This window comes from Trinickia sp. (genome assembly GCF_057351765.1).
Map to the genome: position 1 here is coordinate 63,024 of NZ_JBMRBK010000054.1, position 18,671 is coordinate 81,694.

At 63.4% G+C, this 18,671-nt stretch carries 17 protein-coding genes and 1 pseudogene; 15 read left to right on the forward strand and 3 right to left on the reverse strand.

What is annotated here, in order from left to right; translation table 11 throughout:
- The first annotated feature begins 28 nt into the window (after window positions 1-28).
- From ACO1XS_RS15195 to ACO1XS_RS15240, 10 genes are all read left to right on the forward strand, one after another.
- The gene (locus ACO1XS_RS15195; protein ID WP_440563779.1) at window positions 29-1,252 is read left to right on the forward strand and encodes a 1-deoxy-D-xylulose-5-phosphate reductoisomerase; all 1,224 of its coding nucleotides are present in this window, start codon (window positions 29-31) and stop codon (window positions 1,250-1,252) included.
- Between the two features lie 7 nt (window positions 1,253-1,259).
- Entirely contained in the window at window positions 1,260-2,636 is a 1,377-nt protein-coding gene (gene rseP / locus ACO1XS_RS15200; RefSeq protein ID WP_486391071.1) for an RIP metalloprotease RseP, read from the forward strand.
- A 68-nt stretch (window positions 2,637-2,704) separates the two neighbouring features.
- Window positions 2,705-5,008, forward strand: coding sequence for an outer membrane protein assembly factor BamA (gene bamA, locus ACO1XS_RS15205; RefSeq protein ID WP_331572796.1), 2,304 nt, complete (start codon window positions 2,705-2,707; stop codon window positions 5,006-5,008).
- A 34-nt stretch (window positions 5,009-5,042) separates the two neighbouring features.
- A complete protein-coding gene (locus ACO1XS_RS15210) occupies window positions 5,043-5,573 on the forward strand; it encodes an OmpH/Skp family outer membrane protein (protein WP_331572797.1) in 531 nt (176 codons plus the stop codon).
- A gap of 20 nt (window positions 5,574-5,593) precedes the next feature.
- Window positions 5,594-6,667: a UDP-3-O-(3-hydroxymyristoyl)glucosamine N-acyltransferase gene (lpxD, locus tag ACO1XS_RS15215; RefSeq protein ID WP_486391072.1), complete on the forward strand. Its 1,074-nt coding sequence runs from the start codon at window positions 5,594-5,596 to the stop codon at window positions 6,665-6,667.
- Between the two features lie 130 nt (window positions 6,668-6,797).
- The gene (gene fabZ / locus ACO1XS_RS15220; protein ID WP_440563773.1) at window positions 6,798-7,256 is read left to right on the forward strand and encodes a 3-hydroxyacyl-ACP dehydratase FabZ; all 459 of its coding nucleotides are present in this window, start codon (window positions 6,798-6,800) and stop codon (window positions 7,254-7,256) included.
- 33 nt (window positions 7,257-7,289) lie between these two features.
- Window positions 7,290-8,078 carry an acyl-ACP--UDP-N-acetylglucosamine O-acyltransferase gene (gene lpxA / locus ACO1XS_RS15225; RefSeq protein ID WP_331572803.1) on the forward strand — a complete coding sequence of 263 codons (789 nt, stop codon included), beginning with the start codon at window positions 7,290-7,292 and terminating at the stop codon, window positions 8,076-8,078.
- Window positions 8,079-9,248 (forward strand): lipid-A-disaccharide synthase, encoded by a 1,170-nt coding sequence (lpxB, locus tag ACO1XS_RS15230; RefSeq protein WP_331572805.1) that lies wholly within the window; start codon window positions 8,079-8,081, stop codon window positions 9,246-9,248.
- Complete coding sequence (rnhB, locus tag ACO1XS_RS15235) at window positions 9,245-10,069, forward strand: ribonuclease HII (RefSeq protein ID WP_486391073.1); 825 nt, start codon at window positions 9,245-9,247, stop codon at window positions 10,067-10,069. Before lpxB ends, rnhB begins: the two co-directional genes overlap by 4 nt.
- On the forward strand, window positions 10,066-10,845 hold the full coding sequence (locus ACO1XS_RS15240) for a TrmH family RNA methyltransferase (protein WP_331572809.1): 780 nt from the start codon (window positions 10,066-10,068) through the stop codon (window positions 10,843-10,845). The genes rnhB and ACO1XS_RS15240 overlap by 4 nt, the downstream gene beginning before the upstream one ends.
- Before the next feature lie 69 nt (window positions 10,846-10,914).
- On the opposite strand, the gene ppsR is transcribed toward ACO1XS_RS15240, so the two are convergent.
- The gene (gene ppsR / locus ACO1XS_RS15245; RefSeq protein WP_331572811.1) at window positions 10,915-11,730 is read right to left on the reverse strand and encodes a posphoenolpyruvate synthetase regulatory kinase/phosphorylase PpsR; all 816 of its coding nucleotides are present in this window, start codon (window positions 11,728-11,730) and stop codon (window positions 10,915-10,917) included.
- A 344-nt stretch (window positions 11,731-12,074) separates the two neighbouring features.
- Here ppsR and ppsA point away from each other — a divergent pair, with 344 nt between their 5' ends.
- The 3 genes from ppsA to ACO1XS_RS15260 all read left to right on the forward strand — a co-directional run bounded on the left by ppsA (window position 12,075) and on the right by ACO1XS_RS15260 (window position 16,066).
- Window positions 12,075-14,480: a phosphoenolpyruvate synthase gene (gene ppsA / locus ACO1XS_RS15250; RefSeq protein ID WP_440563767.1), complete on the forward strand. Its 2,406-nt coding sequence runs from the start codon at window positions 12,075-12,077 to the stop codon at window positions 14,478-14,480.
- 164 nt (window positions 14,481-14,644) lie between these two features.
- Complete coding sequence (locus tag ACO1XS_RS15255) at window positions 14,645-15,124, forward strand: NfeD family protein (RefSeq protein ID WP_331572815.1); 480 nt, start codon at window positions 14,645-14,647, stop codon at window positions 15,122-15,124.
- Window positions 15,125-15,127: 3 nt separating this feature from the next.
- A complete protein-coding gene (locus ACO1XS_RS15260) occupies window positions 15,128-16,066 on the forward strand; it encodes an SPFH domain-containing protein (protein WP_173259002.1) in 939 nt (312 codons plus the stop codon).
- A gap of 102 nt (window positions 16,067-16,168) precedes the next feature.
- Here the strand turns inward: ACO1XS_RS15260 and smpB are convergent, their stop codons facing one another.
- Window positions 16,169-16,615 carry an SsrA-binding protein SmpB gene (smpB, locus tag ACO1XS_RS15265; RefSeq protein ID WP_331572817.1) on the reverse strand — a complete coding sequence of 149 codons (447 nt, stop codon included), beginning with the start codon at window positions 16,613-16,615 and terminating at the stop codon, window positions 16,169-16,171.
- Window positions 16,616-16,714: 99 nt separating this feature from the next.
- Between smpB and ACO1XS_RS15270 the strand changes: the two genes are divergently transcribed.
- Window positions 16,715-17,152 carry a type II toxin-antitoxin system RatA family toxin gene (locus ACO1XS_RS15270; protein ID WP_331572818.1) on the forward strand — a complete coding sequence of 146 codons (438 nt, stop codon included), beginning with the start codon at window positions 16,715-16,717 and terminating at the stop codon, window positions 17,150-17,152.
- On the forward strand, window positions 17,149-17,481 hold the full coding sequence (locus ACO1XS_RS15275) for an RnfH family protein (protein WP_331572819.1): 333 nt from the start codon (window positions 17,149-17,151) through the stop codon (window positions 17,479-17,481). Before ACO1XS_RS15270 ends, ACO1XS_RS15275 begins: the two co-directional genes overlap by 4 nt.
- On the opposite strand, the pseudogene ACO1XS_RS15280 reads toward ACO1XS_RS15275, so the two are convergent.
- Window positions 17,471-18,451 (reverse strand): annotated as a pseudogene (locus ACO1XS_RS15280) (DMT family transporter); the annotation flags it as partial. The gene ACO1XS_RS15275 and the pseudogene ACO1XS_RS15280 sit on opposite strands and share 11 nt — an antisense overlap.
- Window positions 18,452-18,671: the final 220 nt, after the last annotated feature.

The window sequence follows — 18,671 nt, forward strand, 5'->3', positions numbered from 1 at the left end:
GCGCCTTCGGCGCCCAGGAAATGAACTTATGACAAAACGTTTGACACTGCTGGGTTCCACGGGCTCGATCGGCGAGAGCACCCTGGACGTCGTCGCTCGCCATCCGGAGCGCTTCTCGGTTTACGCCTTAAGTGCGCATCGCAATGGCGATAAGCTCGTCGAGCAATGCCTGCGCTTTGTGCCGGAGGTCGCCGTGGTCGGCGATGCCGACACGGCAGCCCGAGTCGAGGCGCAATTGCGTGCGGCCGGCTGCGCCACGCAGGTGACTTATGGCCCGCAGGCACTCGTCGATGTGGCCAAAAGCGATGACTGCGACACTGTGGTGGCGGCGATCGTCGGCGCGGCGGGACTGGCGCCGAGCTTGGCCGCGGCCGTCGCCGGCAAGCGCATTTTGCTCGCGAACAAGGAAGCGCTCGTCATGTCGGGGGCGATCTTCATGGATGCCGTGCGCGACCATGGCGCCACGCTGTTGCCCGTCGATAGCGAGCACAACGCGATATTCCAGTGTCTGCCGCGCGACGCATCGCCGCGCGGCGGCGTCGCCAAGATCATCCTGACGGCGTCGGGCGGCCCGTTTCGCACGCGCGAACCGGCCACGCTCGTCGATGTCACGCCCGAGGAAGCCTGCAAGCATCCGAACTGGGTCATGGGCCGCAAGATCTCCGTCGATTCGGCCACGATGATGAACAAGGGGCTGGAAGTGATCGAGGCGCATTGGCTGTTCGATCTGCCCGGCGAGCGCATCGACGTGCTGATCCACCCGCAAAGCGTCATCCATTCTCTCGTTTCGTACGCCGATGGATCGGTGCTGGCCCAGCTCGGCAATCCGGACATGCGTACACCGATAGCGCACGCGCTCGCTTATCCCGAGCGCGTCGATTCGGGCGTCGCTCAACTGGATCTGGTACAGGTCGCGTCGCTGAGCTTCGAAAAACCCGACTACGAACGTTTCCCGTGCCTGGCGCTCGCCATGCAGGCGCTGAGCGCAGGCGGAATCGCCAGCGCGGCGCTCAATGCGGCCAACGAGGTCGCGGTCGAGGCTTTCCTCGAGCGCCGCATCGGTTTCACCGATATCGCGCAAACGGTGGCGGCCGTGCTGGATGCGGTGCCGAACCAACGCCCCGACGAGCTCGCTACCGTGCTCGAAGCCGATGCCGCTGCGCGGCGCGCCGCCATCGATTTCATCGCGCGGCGCCCCATCGCGGGGCGCACTGCCGTTCACCGCGACCGGGCGAACCGCGCGTTGCAGTGAGACGTAGATGAACCTGCTGATCGAAATTGCCGCCTTCGCCGTTGCGATCGGCGTGCTCGTCGTCGTTCATGAATTCGGGCATTTCGCTGTCGCGCGATTGTGCGGCGTCAAGGTGTTGCGGTTTTCGATCGGTTTCGGTCGCCCGCTGCTGACCTGGGTCGGCAAACGAAGCGGCACCGAGTGGACCATCTCGGCGCTGCCGCTCGGCGGCTACGTGAAGATGCTCGACGAGCGGGATCCCGGGGCGGGCATTGCCCGCGCCGACCTGCCTTTCGCGTTCAATCGCCAGCACGTTGCCAAGCGCATCGCGATCGTGCTGGCCGGGCCGCTGGCCAATTTCGCGCTTGCCATCGTCCTTTTCGCGGCAGTTTTCGCGACCGGTGTCGTGGAGCCCGCGGCCACGCTTGCCACGCCGCCGGCCGACAGCGTAGCGGCGCATGCGGGCTTCGAAGGCGGGGAGACGATCGTCGCGATCGGCGACGTGCACGGTGCGGACATCGAGCCTGTGCGCTCCTGGTCGGATTTGCGCTGGAAGCTGCTCGATGCGGCGTTCGATCATCGGCGCATCGTCATGCGCGCGCACGACGGGCACGGCACGTATGACTTCCAAGTCGACCTCGGCCGTGTCTCGGACCGCGACGTCGACGACGACTTCATGTCGAAGCTGGGTTTCGACGAAGGCGGCGCGCTCTCGGTGGCTGCCGTGGAGCCCGGCAGCGCGGCCCAAGAGGCCGGCCTCGCGGCGGGCGATGTGTTACGCACGGTCGACGGCCGACGCATCGACGGCGCCGAGGCGTTCATCGCTTATGTGAAGGCTCACGCCGGACATCCGATCGAGCTCAAGGTGGAGCGGCCCAACGCCGCAAGCGGCCCGCTCGCCGTGGCGATCACACCCGTTGCCCAGGAAGACTCCGCCACGGGGCGCGAGGTGGGCCGCATCGGGGCCGCGCTCGCCACCAAGGTGGCTACGGTGCACGTGCGTTACGGCCCGCTCGAAAGCGTCGCACGCGGTGCGAGGCGCACGTGGGAGATCGGTGTGTATTCGCTGCGCATGTTCGGGCGCATGCTGATCGGCGAGGCCTCGATCAAGAATCTGTCCGGGCCGGTGACGATCGCCGATTATGCCGGCAAGAGCGCGCGGCTCGGCTGGGTGCCTTTCCTGTCCTTTCTCTCGCTCGTCAGCATCAGCCTCGGCGTGTTGAACTTGTTGCCAATTCCGGTATTGGACGGGGGGCATCTGTTATATTATTTGGTTGAAGCTGCGACCGGCAAGGCCGTATCGGAGCGTTGGCAGCTTGTTCTGCAAAGAGCCGGACTCGTTTGCATCGTCGCGTTGTCGGCGATCGCGCTCTTTAACGATCTGGCTCGTTTAATCCACTTCTAAAGCGTCCCGCGGCATGCGCTCGGCAGGCCGCTGCGGACTGATGCAGCTAAAAACATTGGGGAAGCACGTTGTTGAAACCTCATCGCTTTGTTCCTAAGACTGTCGCAGCCACGGCCATCGCCGTCCACGGGCTCGTCGCTCATGCCGCGGCGCCTTTCGTGGTGAAGGACATCAAGATCAACGGGCTGCAACAGGTCGAACCGGCCACGGTGTTCGCCTACCTGCCGATCAAGCAAGGCGATACGTTCACGGACGACAAAGCATCGGAGGCGATCCGCGCGCTCTACGCAACGGGGTTCTTCAACGACGTACAGATTTCGACGGAAGGCCAGACGGTCATCGTCAACGTCGTCGAGCGATCGGCCATCGCTTCGATCGACTTCTCCGGGTTGCACGAATTCGAAAAGGATGCCCTGCTCAAGGCGCTCAAGAGCGTTGGCCTCTCGCAGGGGCGCTACTACGACAAGTCGCTCGTCGACCGCTCGGAGCAGGAACTGAAGCGCCAGTATTTGACGCGCGGTTTTTACGCGGCCGAAATCAAGACCACGGTGACGCCCGTCGACCGCAACCGCGTGTCGATTCTGTTCTCGGTGACGGAAGGCCCGAGTGCGAAGATCCGGCAGGTCAATTTCATCGGCAACAAGGCGTTCAGCACGAGCACGCTGCGCAACGAGATGCAGCTGTCGACACCGAACTGGTTCTCCTGGTACACGAAGAACGACCTCTATTCGAAAGACAAGCTCACGACCGACCTCGAGAACGTCCGCAAGTACTATCTGAACCACGGCTATCTCGAGTTCAACATCGAATCGACGCAGGTGTCGATCTCGCCCGACAAGAAAGACATGTACCTCACGCTGACGGTACACGAGGGCGAGCCCTACAAGATTTCGAGTATCAAGCTGGCCGGCAATCTGCTCGATCGTCAGGCCGAGCTGCAAAAGCTCATCAAGATCAAGCCGGGCGAGCGGTTCTCGGCCGACAAGCTGCAATCCACGACGAAAGCGATCGTCGACAAGCTCGGCGAATACGGTTACGCGTTCGCAACCGTCAACGCGCAGCCCGAAATCGATCAGCAGCATCACACCGTTGCGATGACGCTGCAGGTGGACCCGAGCCGCCGCGTCTATGTCCGGCGCATCAATATCGTCGGTAATACGCGCACGCGCGACGAAGTCGTGCGCCGCGAAATGCGCCAGCTCGAAAGCTCGTGGTTCGATTCGAGCCGTCTCGCACTATCGAAGGATCGCGTCAACCGGCTCGGCTATTTCACCGATGTCGATGTGACGACGGTGCCTGTCGAAGGGACGGCGGATCAGGTCGATGTGGACGTCAAGGTCACCGAAAAGCCGACCGGCGCGATTACGCTCGGCGCCGGTTTTTCGTCGACGGACAAGGTCGTGCTGTCGGCCGGCGTATCGCAGGACAACGTCTTCGGTTCCGGCACGAGCCTCGCGGTCAACGTCAACACGGCGCGCACCTATCGCACGCTGACGGTGACGCAGGTGGACCCGTACTTCACCGTCGACGGCATCAAGCGGATCACCGACGTCTATTACCGCACGACCGAGCCGCTTTATTACTCGACGAGCTCGAGCTTCCGGATCATCACTGCCGGTGGCGATCTGAAGTTCGGCATTCCCTTCTCGGAAGTGGATACCGTCTATTTCGGCGCGGGCTTCGAGCAGAACCGGCTCGATATCGACAGCAACACGCCCAAGAGCTACCGCGATTACGTGACCGACTTCGGCCGCGTATCGAACAACATCCCCGTGACGGTGGCATGGTCGCGCGACGCGCGAGACAGCGCGCTCGTGCCGAGCCGCGGCTACTTCACGCAGGCGAACGCCGAGTACGGCACGCCGGCCGGCGCGACCCAGTATTACAAGGCGGACCTGCAGGCGCAGTATTACTACTCGTTCGCGCGCGGCTTCGTGCTTGGCCTGAACTTGCAGGGCGGTTACGGCCGCGGTCTGGCGGGCAAGCCTTTCCCGATCTTCAAGAACTACTACGCGGGCGGTATCGGCTCCGTGCGCGGCTATGAACCGAGCTCGCTCGGCCCGCGCGATGCGACGACGGGAGATCCGATCGGCGGCTCGAAGATGGTCGTCGGCAACATCGAGTTGACGTTCCCGCTGCCGGGTACGGGCTATGACCGGACGCTGCGCGTATTCACGTTCCTCGACGGCGGTAACGTCTGGGGCGAACTCGGCAACAGTGTCGGCGCGAACGGCTTGCGGTATGGTGCCGGTGTCGGTCTCGCATGGATTTCGCCGATCGGGCCGCTCAAGCTGAGCCTCGGTTTCCCCGTGACGAAGCACGAAGGCGACAAATATCAGAAATTCCAGTTCCAGATCGGGACGGCATTCTGACGAACACGCCCCAAACAGCATCGAGAGGAAGATTTTGCTAACCGGTACGTTTTCGAAACGCTTGATTTGCGCGACGGCGCTGGCGGTCGCGCTAGGCGCCAGCGTCGGCGAGGCGTGTGCTCAGGAAGCCCGCATCGCGGCCGTCAACTCCGATCGCATTCTGCGCGAATCCGCCGCGGCGCAAGCGGCGCAGAAGAAGCTGGAGGCCGAATTCGCGAAGCGCGACGGCGACTTGCGCGATATGACTCAGCGTCTGAAGGCGATGTCCGATGCGCTCGACAAGAACGGTCCGAAGATGTCGAGCGTCGAGCGCGCGGAAAAGCAGCGCGAGCTGTCGAATCTCGACAGCGACTTCCAGCGCAAGCGTCGCGAGTTCAACGAGGATCTCAATCAGCGCCGCAATGAAGAGCTGGCCGCTGTGCTCGACCGCGCGAACAAAGTCATCAAGCAGATCGCCGAGCAGCAGCACTACGATCTGATCGTGCAAGAGGCGGTCTATGTGAGCCCGCGCATCGACATCACCGATCAGGTGCTCAAGGCACTTGCGGCGAACGCAGCGAACTGAACACGCGGGGTAGCAAGCGAATGGCATTGACGCTCGGTGAAATTGCGCAGCGTTTCGGCGGCGACATCGTCGGCGACGCGACGACGCGCGTTGGCGGCCTCGCGCCGCTCGATCAGGCGCGCTCGGATCAGCTCGCCTTTTTAGCCAATCCCAAATATCTGTCGCAAGTCGAGGCGACGCAAGCTGGCGCCGTGCTGATCTCGCCGGCCGACCTCGCGAAGCTCGGATCGCGCGAGGGGCGTAACTTCATCGTCACACCGAATCCTTACGCGTATTTCGCCCGCGTGGCGCAGATGTTCATCGACCTGGCTGCGCCCAAGGCGGCGGCGGGCGTGCATCCGAGCGCAGTGGTCGATCCGGGCGCGCAGGTTGCGGCAAGCGCGGTCATCGGCCCGCATGCGGTGATCGAGGCCGGCGCCGTCATTGGCGAAGGCGTGCGGCTCGATGCGAACGTGACGATCGGCCGCGGCACGCACGTGGGCGAGGGCGCGCACCTTTATCCGCACGTCACCGTCTATCACGGCTGCAAGATCGGCCCGCGTGCGATCATTCACGCGGGCGCCGTCGTCGGGTCGGACGGTTTCGGCTTTGCGCCGGACTTCGTCGGCGAAGGCGATGCGCGGACGGGGACCTGGGTCAAGATTCCGCAGGTCGGCGGCGTGACGATCGGCCCGGACGTCGAAATCGGCGCCAACACGACGATCGATCGCGGTGCGATGGCCGATACGGTCATCGAGGAGTGCGTGAAGATCGATAATCTCGTGCAGATCGGCCACAACTGCCGGATCGGCGCTTATACGGTCATCGCGGGCTGTGCCGGCATCGCGGGCAGCACCACGATCGGACGCCACTGCATGATCGGCGGGGCCGTTGGCATCGCGGGGCACGTGACGCTGGGCGACTACGTGATCGTCACGGCCAAATCGGGGGTCTCGAAATCATTGCCCAAGCCGGGCATCTACACGAGCGCGTTTCCGGCGGTCGAGCACGGCGAGTGGAACAGGAGCGCCGCGTTGATGCGTAATCTCGACAAGCTGCGGGAGCGGATCAAAGCGTTGGAGGCCGCTGTCGCCGCGCGCGACAGCGGAGCATGAAGAGCGCCTGAAGTGCGCGAATGGCGGTGCCGCGCATGAACGGCGGACGCCGCGGGCGCAGGCAGCACGAACGCTTCGAACGAAGCACAGCAGTTATCATCCGCGCAACCGAGCGTGGAGCAGACACACCATGAGCACTGAAAAAATCAACCTCGACATCCATAAGATTCTGACGCTGCTGCCGCATCGCTACCCGATCCTGCTCGTCGACAGGGTGCTCGAGCTGGAACCGCACAAAAGTATCAAGGCACTGAAGAACGTGTCGATCAACGAACCCTATTTCGTCGGCCACTTCCCGAAGCGGCCCGTGATGCCGGGCGTCCTGATCATCGAGGCGCTGGCGCAGACCGCGGCGCTGTTGACGTTCACCGAAGAGGCGCACGATCCCGCGACGGCGCTGTATTACTTCGTCGGCATCGATGGCGCACGTTTCAAGCGCGTCGTCGAGCCGGGCGATCAGTTGATTCTGAACGTGGCGTTCGAACGCTGCATGCGCGGTATCTGGAAATTCAAAGCGCGCGCCGAGGTCGATGGCGCGACGGCAGCCGAGGCTGATCTGATGTGCACGATCAAGCATACCGATCAGTGAACGCATTGACGTATTGAAGAAGGGCGAAGGCGCATGAGCAGGATTCATCCCACCGCGATCATCGAATCGGGCGCAGAGCTGGCCGACGAGGTCGAAATCGGGCCGTACGCGATCGTCGGCCCGAACGTCGCGATCGGCGCGGGAACGGTCATCGGTTCGCACAGCGTGATCGAAGGCCATACCACTATTGGCGCTGCCAATCGGATCGGGCATTACGCCTCGATCGGCGGGCGCCCCCAGGACATGAAGTACCAGGGCGAACCGACGCGGCTCGTCATCGGCGAGCGCAACACGATTCGCGAATTCACGACGATTCATACCGGCACCGTGCAAGACGGCGGCGTGACGACGATCGGCGACGACAACTGGATCATGGCGTACGTGCACATCGGGCACGATTGCCACGTCGGCAGCAACACGATCCTGTCGAGCAATGCGCAGATGGCCGGCCATGTGATCGTCGGCGACTGGGCGATCGTCGGCGGCATGTCGGGCGTTCATCAATTCGTGCGGATCGGCGAGCATTCGATGCTCGGCGGCGCGTCGGCGCTCGTGCAGGACGTTCCGCCGTTCGTGATCGCGGCCGGCAACAAAGCGGAGCCGCACGGTATCAATGTCGAAGGCCTGCGCCGGCGCGGTTTTTCCGCCGAGGCGATCTCCGCGCTGCGCGGCGCTTACCGTCTGCTCTACAAGAACGGGCTGTCGCTCGAGGACGCGAAGGCCCAGCTGGGCGAACTCGCGGCGGCGGGCGGCGACGGAGACGAGCACGTGCGCAAGCTGATCGCCTTCATCGACGCGTCGCAGCGCGGCATCATCCGCTAAATGGTGCTCCCGACCCACTCGCTGCGCGTGGCAATGGTAGCGGGCGAGCCGTCGGGCGATCTGCTCGGCGCGTCGCTCGTGGGCGGCCTCGTGCGCCGGCTACCGGCCGGCACGCGCTACTACGGTATTGGCGGCCCGCGCATGATCGCGCACGGCTTCGACGCGCATTGGCCGATGGAGAAGCTGACGGTGCGCGGCTATGTGGAAGCGCTGCGTCACATCCCCGAGATTCTGCGGATCCGGCGCGACCTCAAGCATCAACTGCTGGCAGAGCGGCCGCACGCATTCATTGGCGTGGACGCGCCCGACTTCAACTTCGGGCTCGAGGAGCCGTTGCGCGCAGCGGGCATTCCGACCATTCACTTCGTCTGCCCGTCCATTTGGGCGTGGCGCGGTGGCCGCATCAAGAAGATTGCGCGGTCGGTCGACCATATGCTCTGCGTCTTCCCGTTCGAGATCGAACTGCTCGAGAAAGCCGGTGTTCCGGCCACTTACGTGGGCCATCCCCTTGCCGACGAGATTCCGCTCGTGCCCGACATGGCGGGTGCGCGTCAGGCATTGGGCCTGCCCGCGGGCGGTCCGGTGATTGCGGTGCTGCCGGGCTCCCGACGCTCGGAGATCGAGTTGATCGGGCCGACGTTCTTTGCCGCCATGGCGCTCATGCACGAGCGCGAGCCTGACGTTCGCTTCGTCATGCCGGCCGCGACGCCGGGCGTGCGCGCGCAACTGCAGCCGCTCGCCGACGCTCATCCGGGGCTGCCGCTGACGATCACCCCAGGCGATGCGCAGCGCGCCATGACAGCGGCCGACGCGGTGCTCGTCAAGAGCGGCACCGTCACACTGGAAGCCGCACTGCTGAAAAAGCCGATGGTGATTTCGTACAAGGTGCCTTGGTTGACGGGACAGATCATGCGTCGCCAGGGTTATCTGCCGTACGTCGGTTTGCCCAACATCCTCGCGGGCCGCTTCGTCGTCCCCGAAATCCTGCAGCATTTCGCGACGCCGCAAGCGCTCGCGGATGCAACGCTGACCCAGTTGCACGACGAAGCGAATCGGCGCACGCTCACCGAAGTGTTCACGCGCATGCATGAGACGCTCAAACGAAACACGGCCGAGCGCGCGGCGGAGGCGGTCGAGCGGATCATCGAATCGAGAAGGGTACGAACATGACGGCCTCCGGTCCAACGCGCCGCGCCGGCGCGGCGAGTGGTGCGGCTGCATCGAAGGCAGCGGGCAAACCGGCTGGCGACGCGCCGCAATCGGCGCTCGATTTCAGCTCGCCGCTCGATATCGTCTGCGGTGTCGACGAGGCGGGGCGCGGACCGCTGGCCGGTCCCGTCGTGGCGGCGGCCGTCATCCTGAATCCGAAACGACGTATTCGCGGTCTCGACGATTCGAAGGTGCTCAACGCGAAAACGCGCGAAGCGCTTTACGAGAAAATCGTCGAACGCTCGATTGCCTATTGCGTGGCCTCGGCCAGCGTCGAGGAAATCGATACGCTCAATATCCTTCACGCGACGATGCTGGCGATGAAACGCGCCGTCGAAGGACTGGCGATCACGCCGACCCTGGCCAGAATCGACGGCAATCGTTGCCCCATGCTATCGATCCGAAGCGAAGCGATCATTGGCGGCGATGCCCTCGTGCCGGCGATTTCGGCGGCGTCGATTCTTGCCAAGGTAACGCGCGACCGGATGCTGCACGAGCTGCACGAACGTTTTCCGGTGTACGGGTTCAACGCCCATGTCGGCTACAGTACGCCGCAGCACCTGGCCGCGCTGGCCGAGCACGGCCCGTGCGAGCACCATCGGCGCTCGTTTGCGCCGGTGCGCGAGGCGTACGCGCAGCGCGGCGTGTGCGTCAGCCTGCCTGCCGGCACCCAGGTCGTGGTCCCATCGACGCTCGAGGAGGCATTCGCGCTCGTGGACGTTGTCGCGCCCGCGGCAGCGCCCGGCGAGGATGCCGCGCCCACGCCTCCCTCGATGCCGTGAAAGCCATTACTTCGCGCGACAATCCGCTCTATAAGCGTCTGAAGGCGCTGGCCGGCTCGACGCACCAGCAGCGCAAAAGCGGCCATGCGCTGCTCGAAGGCTTTCACCTCGCAAGCGCCTACCTCGATGTTGCGGGGCAACCCGAGACTTGCGTGGTCACCGACGAGGCATTGCATCATCCGGAAGCGCAGGAGATCGTCGCGCGCGTCGATCCGGCACATGTCGTGTCGTTGCCGCAAGCACTGTTCGGGCAGCTATCGAATGTCGTCAACGGCGTTGGCATGCTCTTCGTCGTGCCGAAACTCGTGCGGGCGCTACCGGAGCGCATCGACGAGACCTGCGTCGTGCTCGATGGTGTGCAAGATGCTGGCAATGTGGGTTCGGTTCTGCGCAGCGCGGCTGCTGCTGGCATCAAGCGTGTATTTTGTGCGCCCGGAACTGCCTATGCCTGGTCGTCCAAGGTACTGCGCTCCGCGATGGGCGCGCATTTTCTGCTCGATGTCCACGAAGATGCCGCGGCCGAGACGTTGATTCCACGTCTCGCCGTGCCGGTGGCGATCACCGATTCGCACGCGGCCTCACCGCTTTACGATTGCGATCTGTCGGGGCCCATCGCGTGGGTATTCGGTAACGAGGGCGCCGGCGTGTCACCCGCGTGGCGTGCCGCCGTTTCGTACCGGTTGAGCATTCCTCAGCCGGGCGGGATGGAATCGCTCAACGTGGCCGCGGCCGCCGCCATTTGCCTGTTCGAACAGTGCCGTCAACAGCGGGCTTAAGGCCGCAGCCTCGGCGTCATGCCCCGTTGAGCGGCTCTGCCTGAACCATGCGGCGTCGCATTTGCACCTTCAATAGCCAGGCCGTTCCAGTTTGATTTCCTGGAGGATCGTGGTTGCGATTTCTTCGATCGACTTGTGCGTCGACGACAACCACTTGATCCCCTCGCGCCGCATCATCGCTTCGGCTTCGTTGATCTCGTAACGGCAGTTTTCGAGCGCCGCGTATTTGCTGCCAGGACGCCGCTCGTTGCGAATTTCGGACAGGCGTTGCGGGTCGATGGACAGGCCGAACAGTTTGTCGCGGTGATCGCCGAGCGCGCCGGGCAGCTTGCCGCGTTCGAAATCTTCGGGAATCAGCGGATAGTTCGCCGCTTTCACGCCGTATTGCATGGCGAGATAAAGGCTTGTCGGCGTTTTGCCGCTTCGCGATACGCCGATCAGGATCACGTCGGCTTCGGTCAGATTGCGATTCGATTGACCGTCGTCGTGCGCGAGCGAGAAGTTGATCGCCTCGATACGCGTCTTGTATTCCTCGGTGTCCGCATTCTGGTGGCCGCGGCCGACAGCGTGCGTCGACTTCATATCGAGTTCCTGCTCGAGCGGCTCCACGAACTGCTGGAAGATGTCGAGCACGAGTGCATTCGAATTCTTGACGATGGCATTCGATGCGCTGTCGACGAGCGTCGTGAAAACGATCGGGCGGCGGCCGTCGAGCAGGGCGGATTCGCTGATCTTTTCGACCGTCGCATACGCCTTGTCGGCCGAATCGACGAAGGGGACGCGGACGAGACGGAACTTCTGGTCGAACTGGGAAAGAATCGAGTGCGCGAAGGTTTCGGCAGTGATTCCAGTACCGTCGGAAACGATGAATACGGTTGGCGGCATCGAGAAAAACTCTGAAGGTAGCGGCGCTGCGGGGTGGGAACTGGCTCGAAAACAGACGGCATTGCCCGCGGAAAAACGGAGGAGCGATGCCTTGAAGGCGCCCCGGCGCACGTTCTGCCGGCGCTTTTTCGCTTCGAGCGCCCCGATTATCGCGCGGCGGCCACTATTTGGCGAGGCAGCACGGTAAAATAGCGACAACCTGTTGGATAAGCAATTGCTATCGAAACGCGAATGCGATTGCTTCTCCAACAGGTTGCGCATGATGCGCGCCGTCTTCCAATGGGGTGGCGCGCGTCCAAGCCCACGTGCGCAGCCGTGCATTTTTTTCACACTTAGGGGCTTGTATGACTAACGTAGCAAACGTCGCAAAGGACCAGGCGTATGTAGTTCCGTTCGAACAATTGCGAATGACCGATGTCGAGATCGTGGGCGGCAAGAACGCCTCGCTCGGCGAGATGATCAGCCAGCTGGCCGAGGCAGGCGTGCGCGTGCCGACCGGCTTCGCCACGACCGCGCTGGCCTTTCGCGATTTCCTCGCTCACAACAACCTGACCGAGCGCATTGCGGCGCGCCTAGCGACGCTCGACGTCGACGACGTCAAGGCGCTCGCCGCCGCCGGTGCCGAAATTCGGCAATGGATCGTCGAGGCGCCGATGCAGGCACGCCTCGAGCAGGAGATCCGCGCGCAGTTCGAGACCCTCCAAAACGGCTCGCCCGACGAACTGTCGTTCGCCGTGCGTTCGTCGGCCACGGCCGAGGATTTGCCCGACGCATCGTTCGCTGGCCAGCAGGAAAGCTACCTCAACGTCGTCGGCATCGACGAGGTGCTGGACCGGATGAAGCACGTCTTCGCCTCGCTCTACAACGATCGTGCGATCTCGTACCGCGTTCACAAGGGCTTCACGCATGCGGAAGTGGCGCTTTCGGCCGGCGTGCAGCGCATGGTGCGCTCGGACGTGGGCGCGGCCGGCGTCATGTTCACGCTCGATACGGAATCGGGCTTCAAGGATGCGGTGTTCATCACCTCGAGCTACGGTCTCGGTGAAACCATCGTGCAAGGCGCGGTGAATCCGGACGAGTTCTACGTCTTCAAGACGACGCTCGAGCAGGGCAAATATCCGATCATCCGCCGCTCGATCGGCTCGAAGCTGATCAAGATGGAGTTCACGAAGCCGGGCGAGCCGGGGCGCGTGAAGACGGTCGACGTGCCGCACGAGCAGCGCAACCGTTTCTCGATCACCGATGAGGATGTGATCGAGTTGGCGAAGTACGCCGTCATCATCGAAAAGCACTACCAGCGTCCGATGGACATCGAGTGGGGCAAGGATGGCCGCGACGGCAAGATCTTCATCCTTCAGGCGCGCCCGGAGACGGTCAAGAGCCAGAGTGCCGGCAAGATCGAGCAGCGTTTCAAGCTGAAGGGCCAGTCGACCGTGCTTACCACCGGCCGTGCGATCGGTCAGAAGATCGGCGCGGGACGTGTCCGCGTCATTCACGATCCGTCGGAAATGGAGCGTGTGCAGCCGGGTGACGTGCTCGTGGCCGACATGACCGATCCGAACTGGGAGCCGGTGATGAAGCGTGCGTCGGCGATCGTCACGAATCGCGGCGGACGTACCTGCCATGCGGCGATCATCGCGCGCGAACTCGGTGTGCCGGCCGTCGTCGGTTGCGGAGACGCCACCGATGTCCTGAAGGACGGCACGCTCGTCACCGTGTCGTGTGCCGAGGGCGACGAAGGCAAGATCTATGACGGCTTGCTCGAAACGGAAGTAACCGAGATCGCGCGTGGCGAGCTGCCCGAGATTCCGGTCAAGATCATGATGAACGTCGGCAATCCGCAGCTTGCGTTCGATTTCGCGCAGTTGCCGAACGCCGGTGTCGGCCTTGCGCGGCTCGAGTTCATCATCAACAACAACATTGGGGTGCATCCGAAGGCGATCCTCGAGTATCCGAATGTCGATCAGGATCTCAAGAAGGCTGTCGAAAGCGTTGCGCGCGGCCATGCATCGCCGCGTGCCTTCTACGTCGACAAGCTGACCGAGGGCATCGCCACGATTGCCGCGGCGTTCTATCCGCGCCCCGTCATCGTGCGGCTTTCGGACTTCAAGTCGAACGAGTACAAGAAGCTGATCGGCGGTTCGCGCTACGAGCCCGATGAAGAAAACCCGATGCTGGGGTTCCGTGGCGCCTCGCGCTACATCGCGCAGGACTTCGCTCAGGCGTTCGAAATGGAATGCGTGGCACTCAAGCGCGTGCGCGAGGACATGGGTCTTTCGAACGTCGAAATCATGGTGCCGTTCGTGCGTACGCTCAAGCAGGCGGAGCGCGTGGTGGGTCTGCTCGCGAAGTTCGGATTGAAACGCGGCGAGAACGGCCTGCGTCTCATCATGATGTGCGAGATTCCGTCGAACGCGATTCTGGCCGAGCAGTTCCTCGAATACTTCGATGGCTTCTCGATCGGCTCGAACGACCTCACGCAGCTCACGCTCGGTCTGGACCGTGATTCCGGCATGGAGCTGCTCGCGGCCGACTTCGACGAGCGCGACGAGGCGGTCAAGTTCCTGCTGAAGCGGGCGATCGATACGTGCCGGCGCCTGGACAAGTACGTCGGTATCTGCGGTCAGGGGCCGTCCGATCACCCCGATTTCGCGCAATGGCTCAGCGATGAAGGCATCGCGTCCATCTCGCTGAATCCGGATTCGATCATCGAAACCTGGCAGGCGCTTGCCAAGGCCGCCGCGAAGTAACGAGCGAACCCGCCCGATATCGGTGCGGGTCCATCGTGCAAGCCACGGCATTCGTGCTATAACGCCCCGGTAACCCCGGGGCGTTTTTATATTGGGCAATTCAATTCAGTACTCAGGATTCGGGATTCGGTACTCGGGGTGAGCCGGATTCGAGGAGACCGGGGATGAATGCGAACGACTATATCTGGTGGATCGGCGCGGGTGTGCTCGTCGTCGCCGAGCTGTTGACGGGGACGTTCTATCTATTGATGATCGCGCTCGGTTTTCTGGCCGGCGCGCTCGTTCATCTGGCCGGTGCGGCGCCCGCCGTTCAATACGCGGTGGCGGCGCTCGTTGCGCTGGCGGCCGTCATCACGTTGCGACGCAGCCGCTTCGGTCACCGCAAGGCGCGGCGCGATGCTGCGTCGAATCCCGACGTCCATCCCGATATCGGCGCTGCGATCGAGGTCCTCGAGTGGAGCGATGGCCATGCGCGTGTGCCGTATCGCGGCGCGCTCTGGGACGTGGAGCTCGCGCCCGGAGCCCGCGCCGACGCGCGCCGCTATGAGATCACCGCGGTACACGGGAACCGTCTGGTCGTCGCCGAAAAGAAGCCGTCGGGGCCGGGCGCGGCGCATCATCCGCTGTCAACAACCAAGGAGTGAACAATGGATATGACCATCGTGGGGGCCGTGCTGCTCGTCGTCGTGATCGTCCTCGTCGCGCAGACGATCAAGATCGTGCCGCAGCAGCATGCGTGGGTGGTCGAGCGGTTCGGTCGCTATCATGCGACGCTCGCGCCGGGGCTCAACATGGTGCTGCCGTTCGTCGATCGCGTCGCCTATAAGCACGTACTCAAGGAAATCCCGCTCGAGGTACCCGCGCAAATCTGCATCACGCGCGATAACACGCAACTGCAGGTGGACGGGGTGCTGTACTTCCAGGTGACCGATGCGATGAAGGCATCGTACGGATCGACCAATTTCGTGTTCGCGATCACGCAGCTCTCGCAGACGACGCTGCGCTCGGTCATCGGCCGGCTTGAACTCGACAAGACCTTCGAAGAGCGCGATCTCATCAACCGCAGCGTGGTGTCGGCGCTCGACGAAGCCGCGTCGGGCTGGGGCGTGAAAGTGCTGCGCTACGAGATCAAGGATTTGACGCCGCCGAAGGAAATCCTGCATGCGATGCAGGCACAGATCACCGCTGAACGGGAAAAGCGCGCGCTGATCGCGGCCTCCGAAGGGCGCAAGCAAGAACAAATCAACATCGCGGCCGGCCAGCGCGAGGCGGCCATCCAGCGCTCGGAAGGCGAGCGTCAGGCGGCGATCAACCAGGCGCAGGGCGAAGCAGCGGCGATTCTGGCGGTGGCCGAAGCGAATTCCGAGGCGATCCGAAAGATCGCGGGCGCGATTCAATCGACCGGGGGCATGGACGCCGTCAACCTGAAAGTGGCCGAGCAATACGTCAACGCGTTCTCGAATCTGGCGAAGGCGGGCAATACGCTGATCGTGCCCGGCAACCTGTCCGACTTGAGCACGATGATTGCCTCGGCGCTGACGATCGTGAGCCGCGGCAAAAACGCACAGGTGGCCGAGGCGCGCTGAAACCGTCGGCCATTTCGCGACCGAGGCCGCCGGCGGTGGTCTCGGTGTTTGACGGAGCCCCCAGCGCTCGGTTTTTAGCCTTTCTCCGCCTTGGCCGGACGCTCAGCCGGCAGAGCGCATGAGCCGTGCCTTTTCGCGTTCCCAATCGCGCTTTTTCTCGGTCTCGCGTTTGTCGTGCTGCTTTTTGCCCTTGGCGAGGCCGATTTCGCACTTGACGCGGCCGCCTTTGTAGTGAAAGTTGAGCGGCACGAGCGTATAACCGCGTTGTTCGACCTTGCCGATCAGTTTTTTGATCTGGTCCGCATGTAAAAGCAGTTTGCGCGTGCGCACAGGGTCGGGCTTGATGTGGGTCGACGCTTCGGGCAGCGGACTGATGTGCGCCCCGATCAGGAACATCTCGCCGTCGCGCACGACGACGTAACCTTCCTTGATCTGGCCGCGCCCGGCGCGCAGTGACTTGACCTCCCATCCCTCGAGCACGAGCCCTGCTTCGTAGCGCTCCTCGATGAAGTAATCGAAGAAGGCTTTTCTGTTGTCGATGATGCTCATGAATGGAGGATGCCCATCTCGTTTAAAATCGCAATTTTAGCAAAGCGGGACCTACCGAGGCTCCGCTCCGCCCACTTTCGCCCGCGCGCCGTCAAATGTATGGCTGATGTCCAGAAAACCGTATTGATCCGGCACTCGGCCGAGGAGATGTTCGATCTCGTCACCGATGTCGCCGATTATCCCAACTTCCTGCCCTGGTGCGGCGGCGTCGAGATCCGGCGGCAGGACGAGCACGGCATGGAAGCCCGCATCGACATCAACTTCAAGGGCATCAAGCAGCACTTCGCGACACACAACTCGCAGTCGCGTCCGACCCGCATCGACATGGAATTCGCCGAGGGACCGTTTCGCAAGTTCACCGGCTACTGGCGGTTCACCCCGCTGCGCACGGACGCCTGCAAAATCGAGTTCGCACTGCATTACGAGTTTGCGAGCATCATCCTCGAGAAACTCATCGGCCCGGTATTCACGCACATCGCGAACACGTTCGTCGAGTCGTTCGTCAAACGCGCCGATCAGCGCTACGGCCGGCCATGAGCGCGCAGTTGTCGATCTGCGTCTGCTATGCGCAACCTGGGACGCAAACCCTGATCGAGGTCCGTGTGCCGGCGGGTGCGACGGTTCGCGACGCGATCGACGCGAGCCGCATCGTCGAGCGGCATCCGGAGATCGAGCTCTCGACCGCGAAAGTCGGTGTCTACGGCAAGCTCCGGCCGCTCGACGCGCCGCTTGCGGATCACGACAGAGTCGAGATCTACCGTCCGCTCATTGTGGACCCGAAGCTTGCTCGGCAGCGGCGCGTGGACAAGACACGCCGCGAGGGCTCGATCGAGGGCCGCAAATGGCTGTCGAAGGATTCGCGCTGAGCGGGGAGGCGGCCCGGGACTGCGCGCCGCTATGCCGCTTGACCGACCATACCACACCGGCCAACAGCAGCGCGATGGCTGCGATTTCCAGCGGGCGCGGCATGCGCGCGTCGTAGATGAATCCGTAGAGCAGGGCGAAGAGCGTCTCGAAGACGATCAACTGGCCCGATAGCGTGAGCGGCAAGCGGGTTGCGGCCGCGTTCCAAAGGCCGTTGCCGAGCCAGGAAGCACCTACCGCCAAACCCAGATTGAGCAGCCAGAACGTTTGCCAGCGCGCACCGCTCAGGGCGTCGAAGCTGTCCACCGCGCCATGCGCGTGGACGAATGCGAGGGCGGGCAACCACGTGAGCGCGCCGAAGAAGCCCGTAGCCACGCCGAGCAGGACGGACCATTCGTTGCTGTCGAAGCGGGCATTGCCGCGCAGCGTGCGCGCGTTGACCACGGCGAACCAGGTCCATGTGGCGAGCGCGCCCACCGCGCAGGCGACGCCGGCGAGCTTGCCGGCCACTGTTGTCGCGGTCGCGGCCGCCTGCGAGGCGTCGCCCGTGAAGACATCCACATTGATGCAGGCGATGCCGGCCGCCACGAGCCCGAGCGGAAAGATCAGACGAAGCAGCGGTACGGCGCCATGGTCGTGTCGGCCGGCGAGCGTGACCGTGACGGGGAGTACGCCGACGATCAGCGAGGTCGGCCCAATACCGATCCGATGCACCGCCGCGGTCAGAAAAAGGTAGTAAACGAGATTGCCGATCAACGCGAGCCCCGCGAGCGCGCCGAGATCGGCACGCGTCAGCTTGCCGGCCACTCGGCGCGCGATCGGTACCGCAGCGGCGAGCGAAACGAGCCCGTACATCATGCAGCGCGCAGAGGCGAGCAACGCCGGCGGGAAGTCGCCCAACAGCCTCGGCACGAGAAACACGGTGCCCCATAGGGCGCCAGCCATGATGCCGTAACTCACGCCCTGCCGCATGCCGTGATCCTCGTTCGATGGGTTGCACTGTGCCGCACTGTAGGACCGCGGGGAGCCCTCGTCTTGTTCATTTCTGCACTCGCGGCAGCTTGGGCTCGATCGCGCGCTTTTTTTCTGTTGGTTCGATTCGTGCGTGTCACGCAAACGAAAAACGAGCGAACCGGGCTCGAACGCAAAACCGAAATCGCGTCGGCCCGAGGGGCATAAAAATGCGCTAACT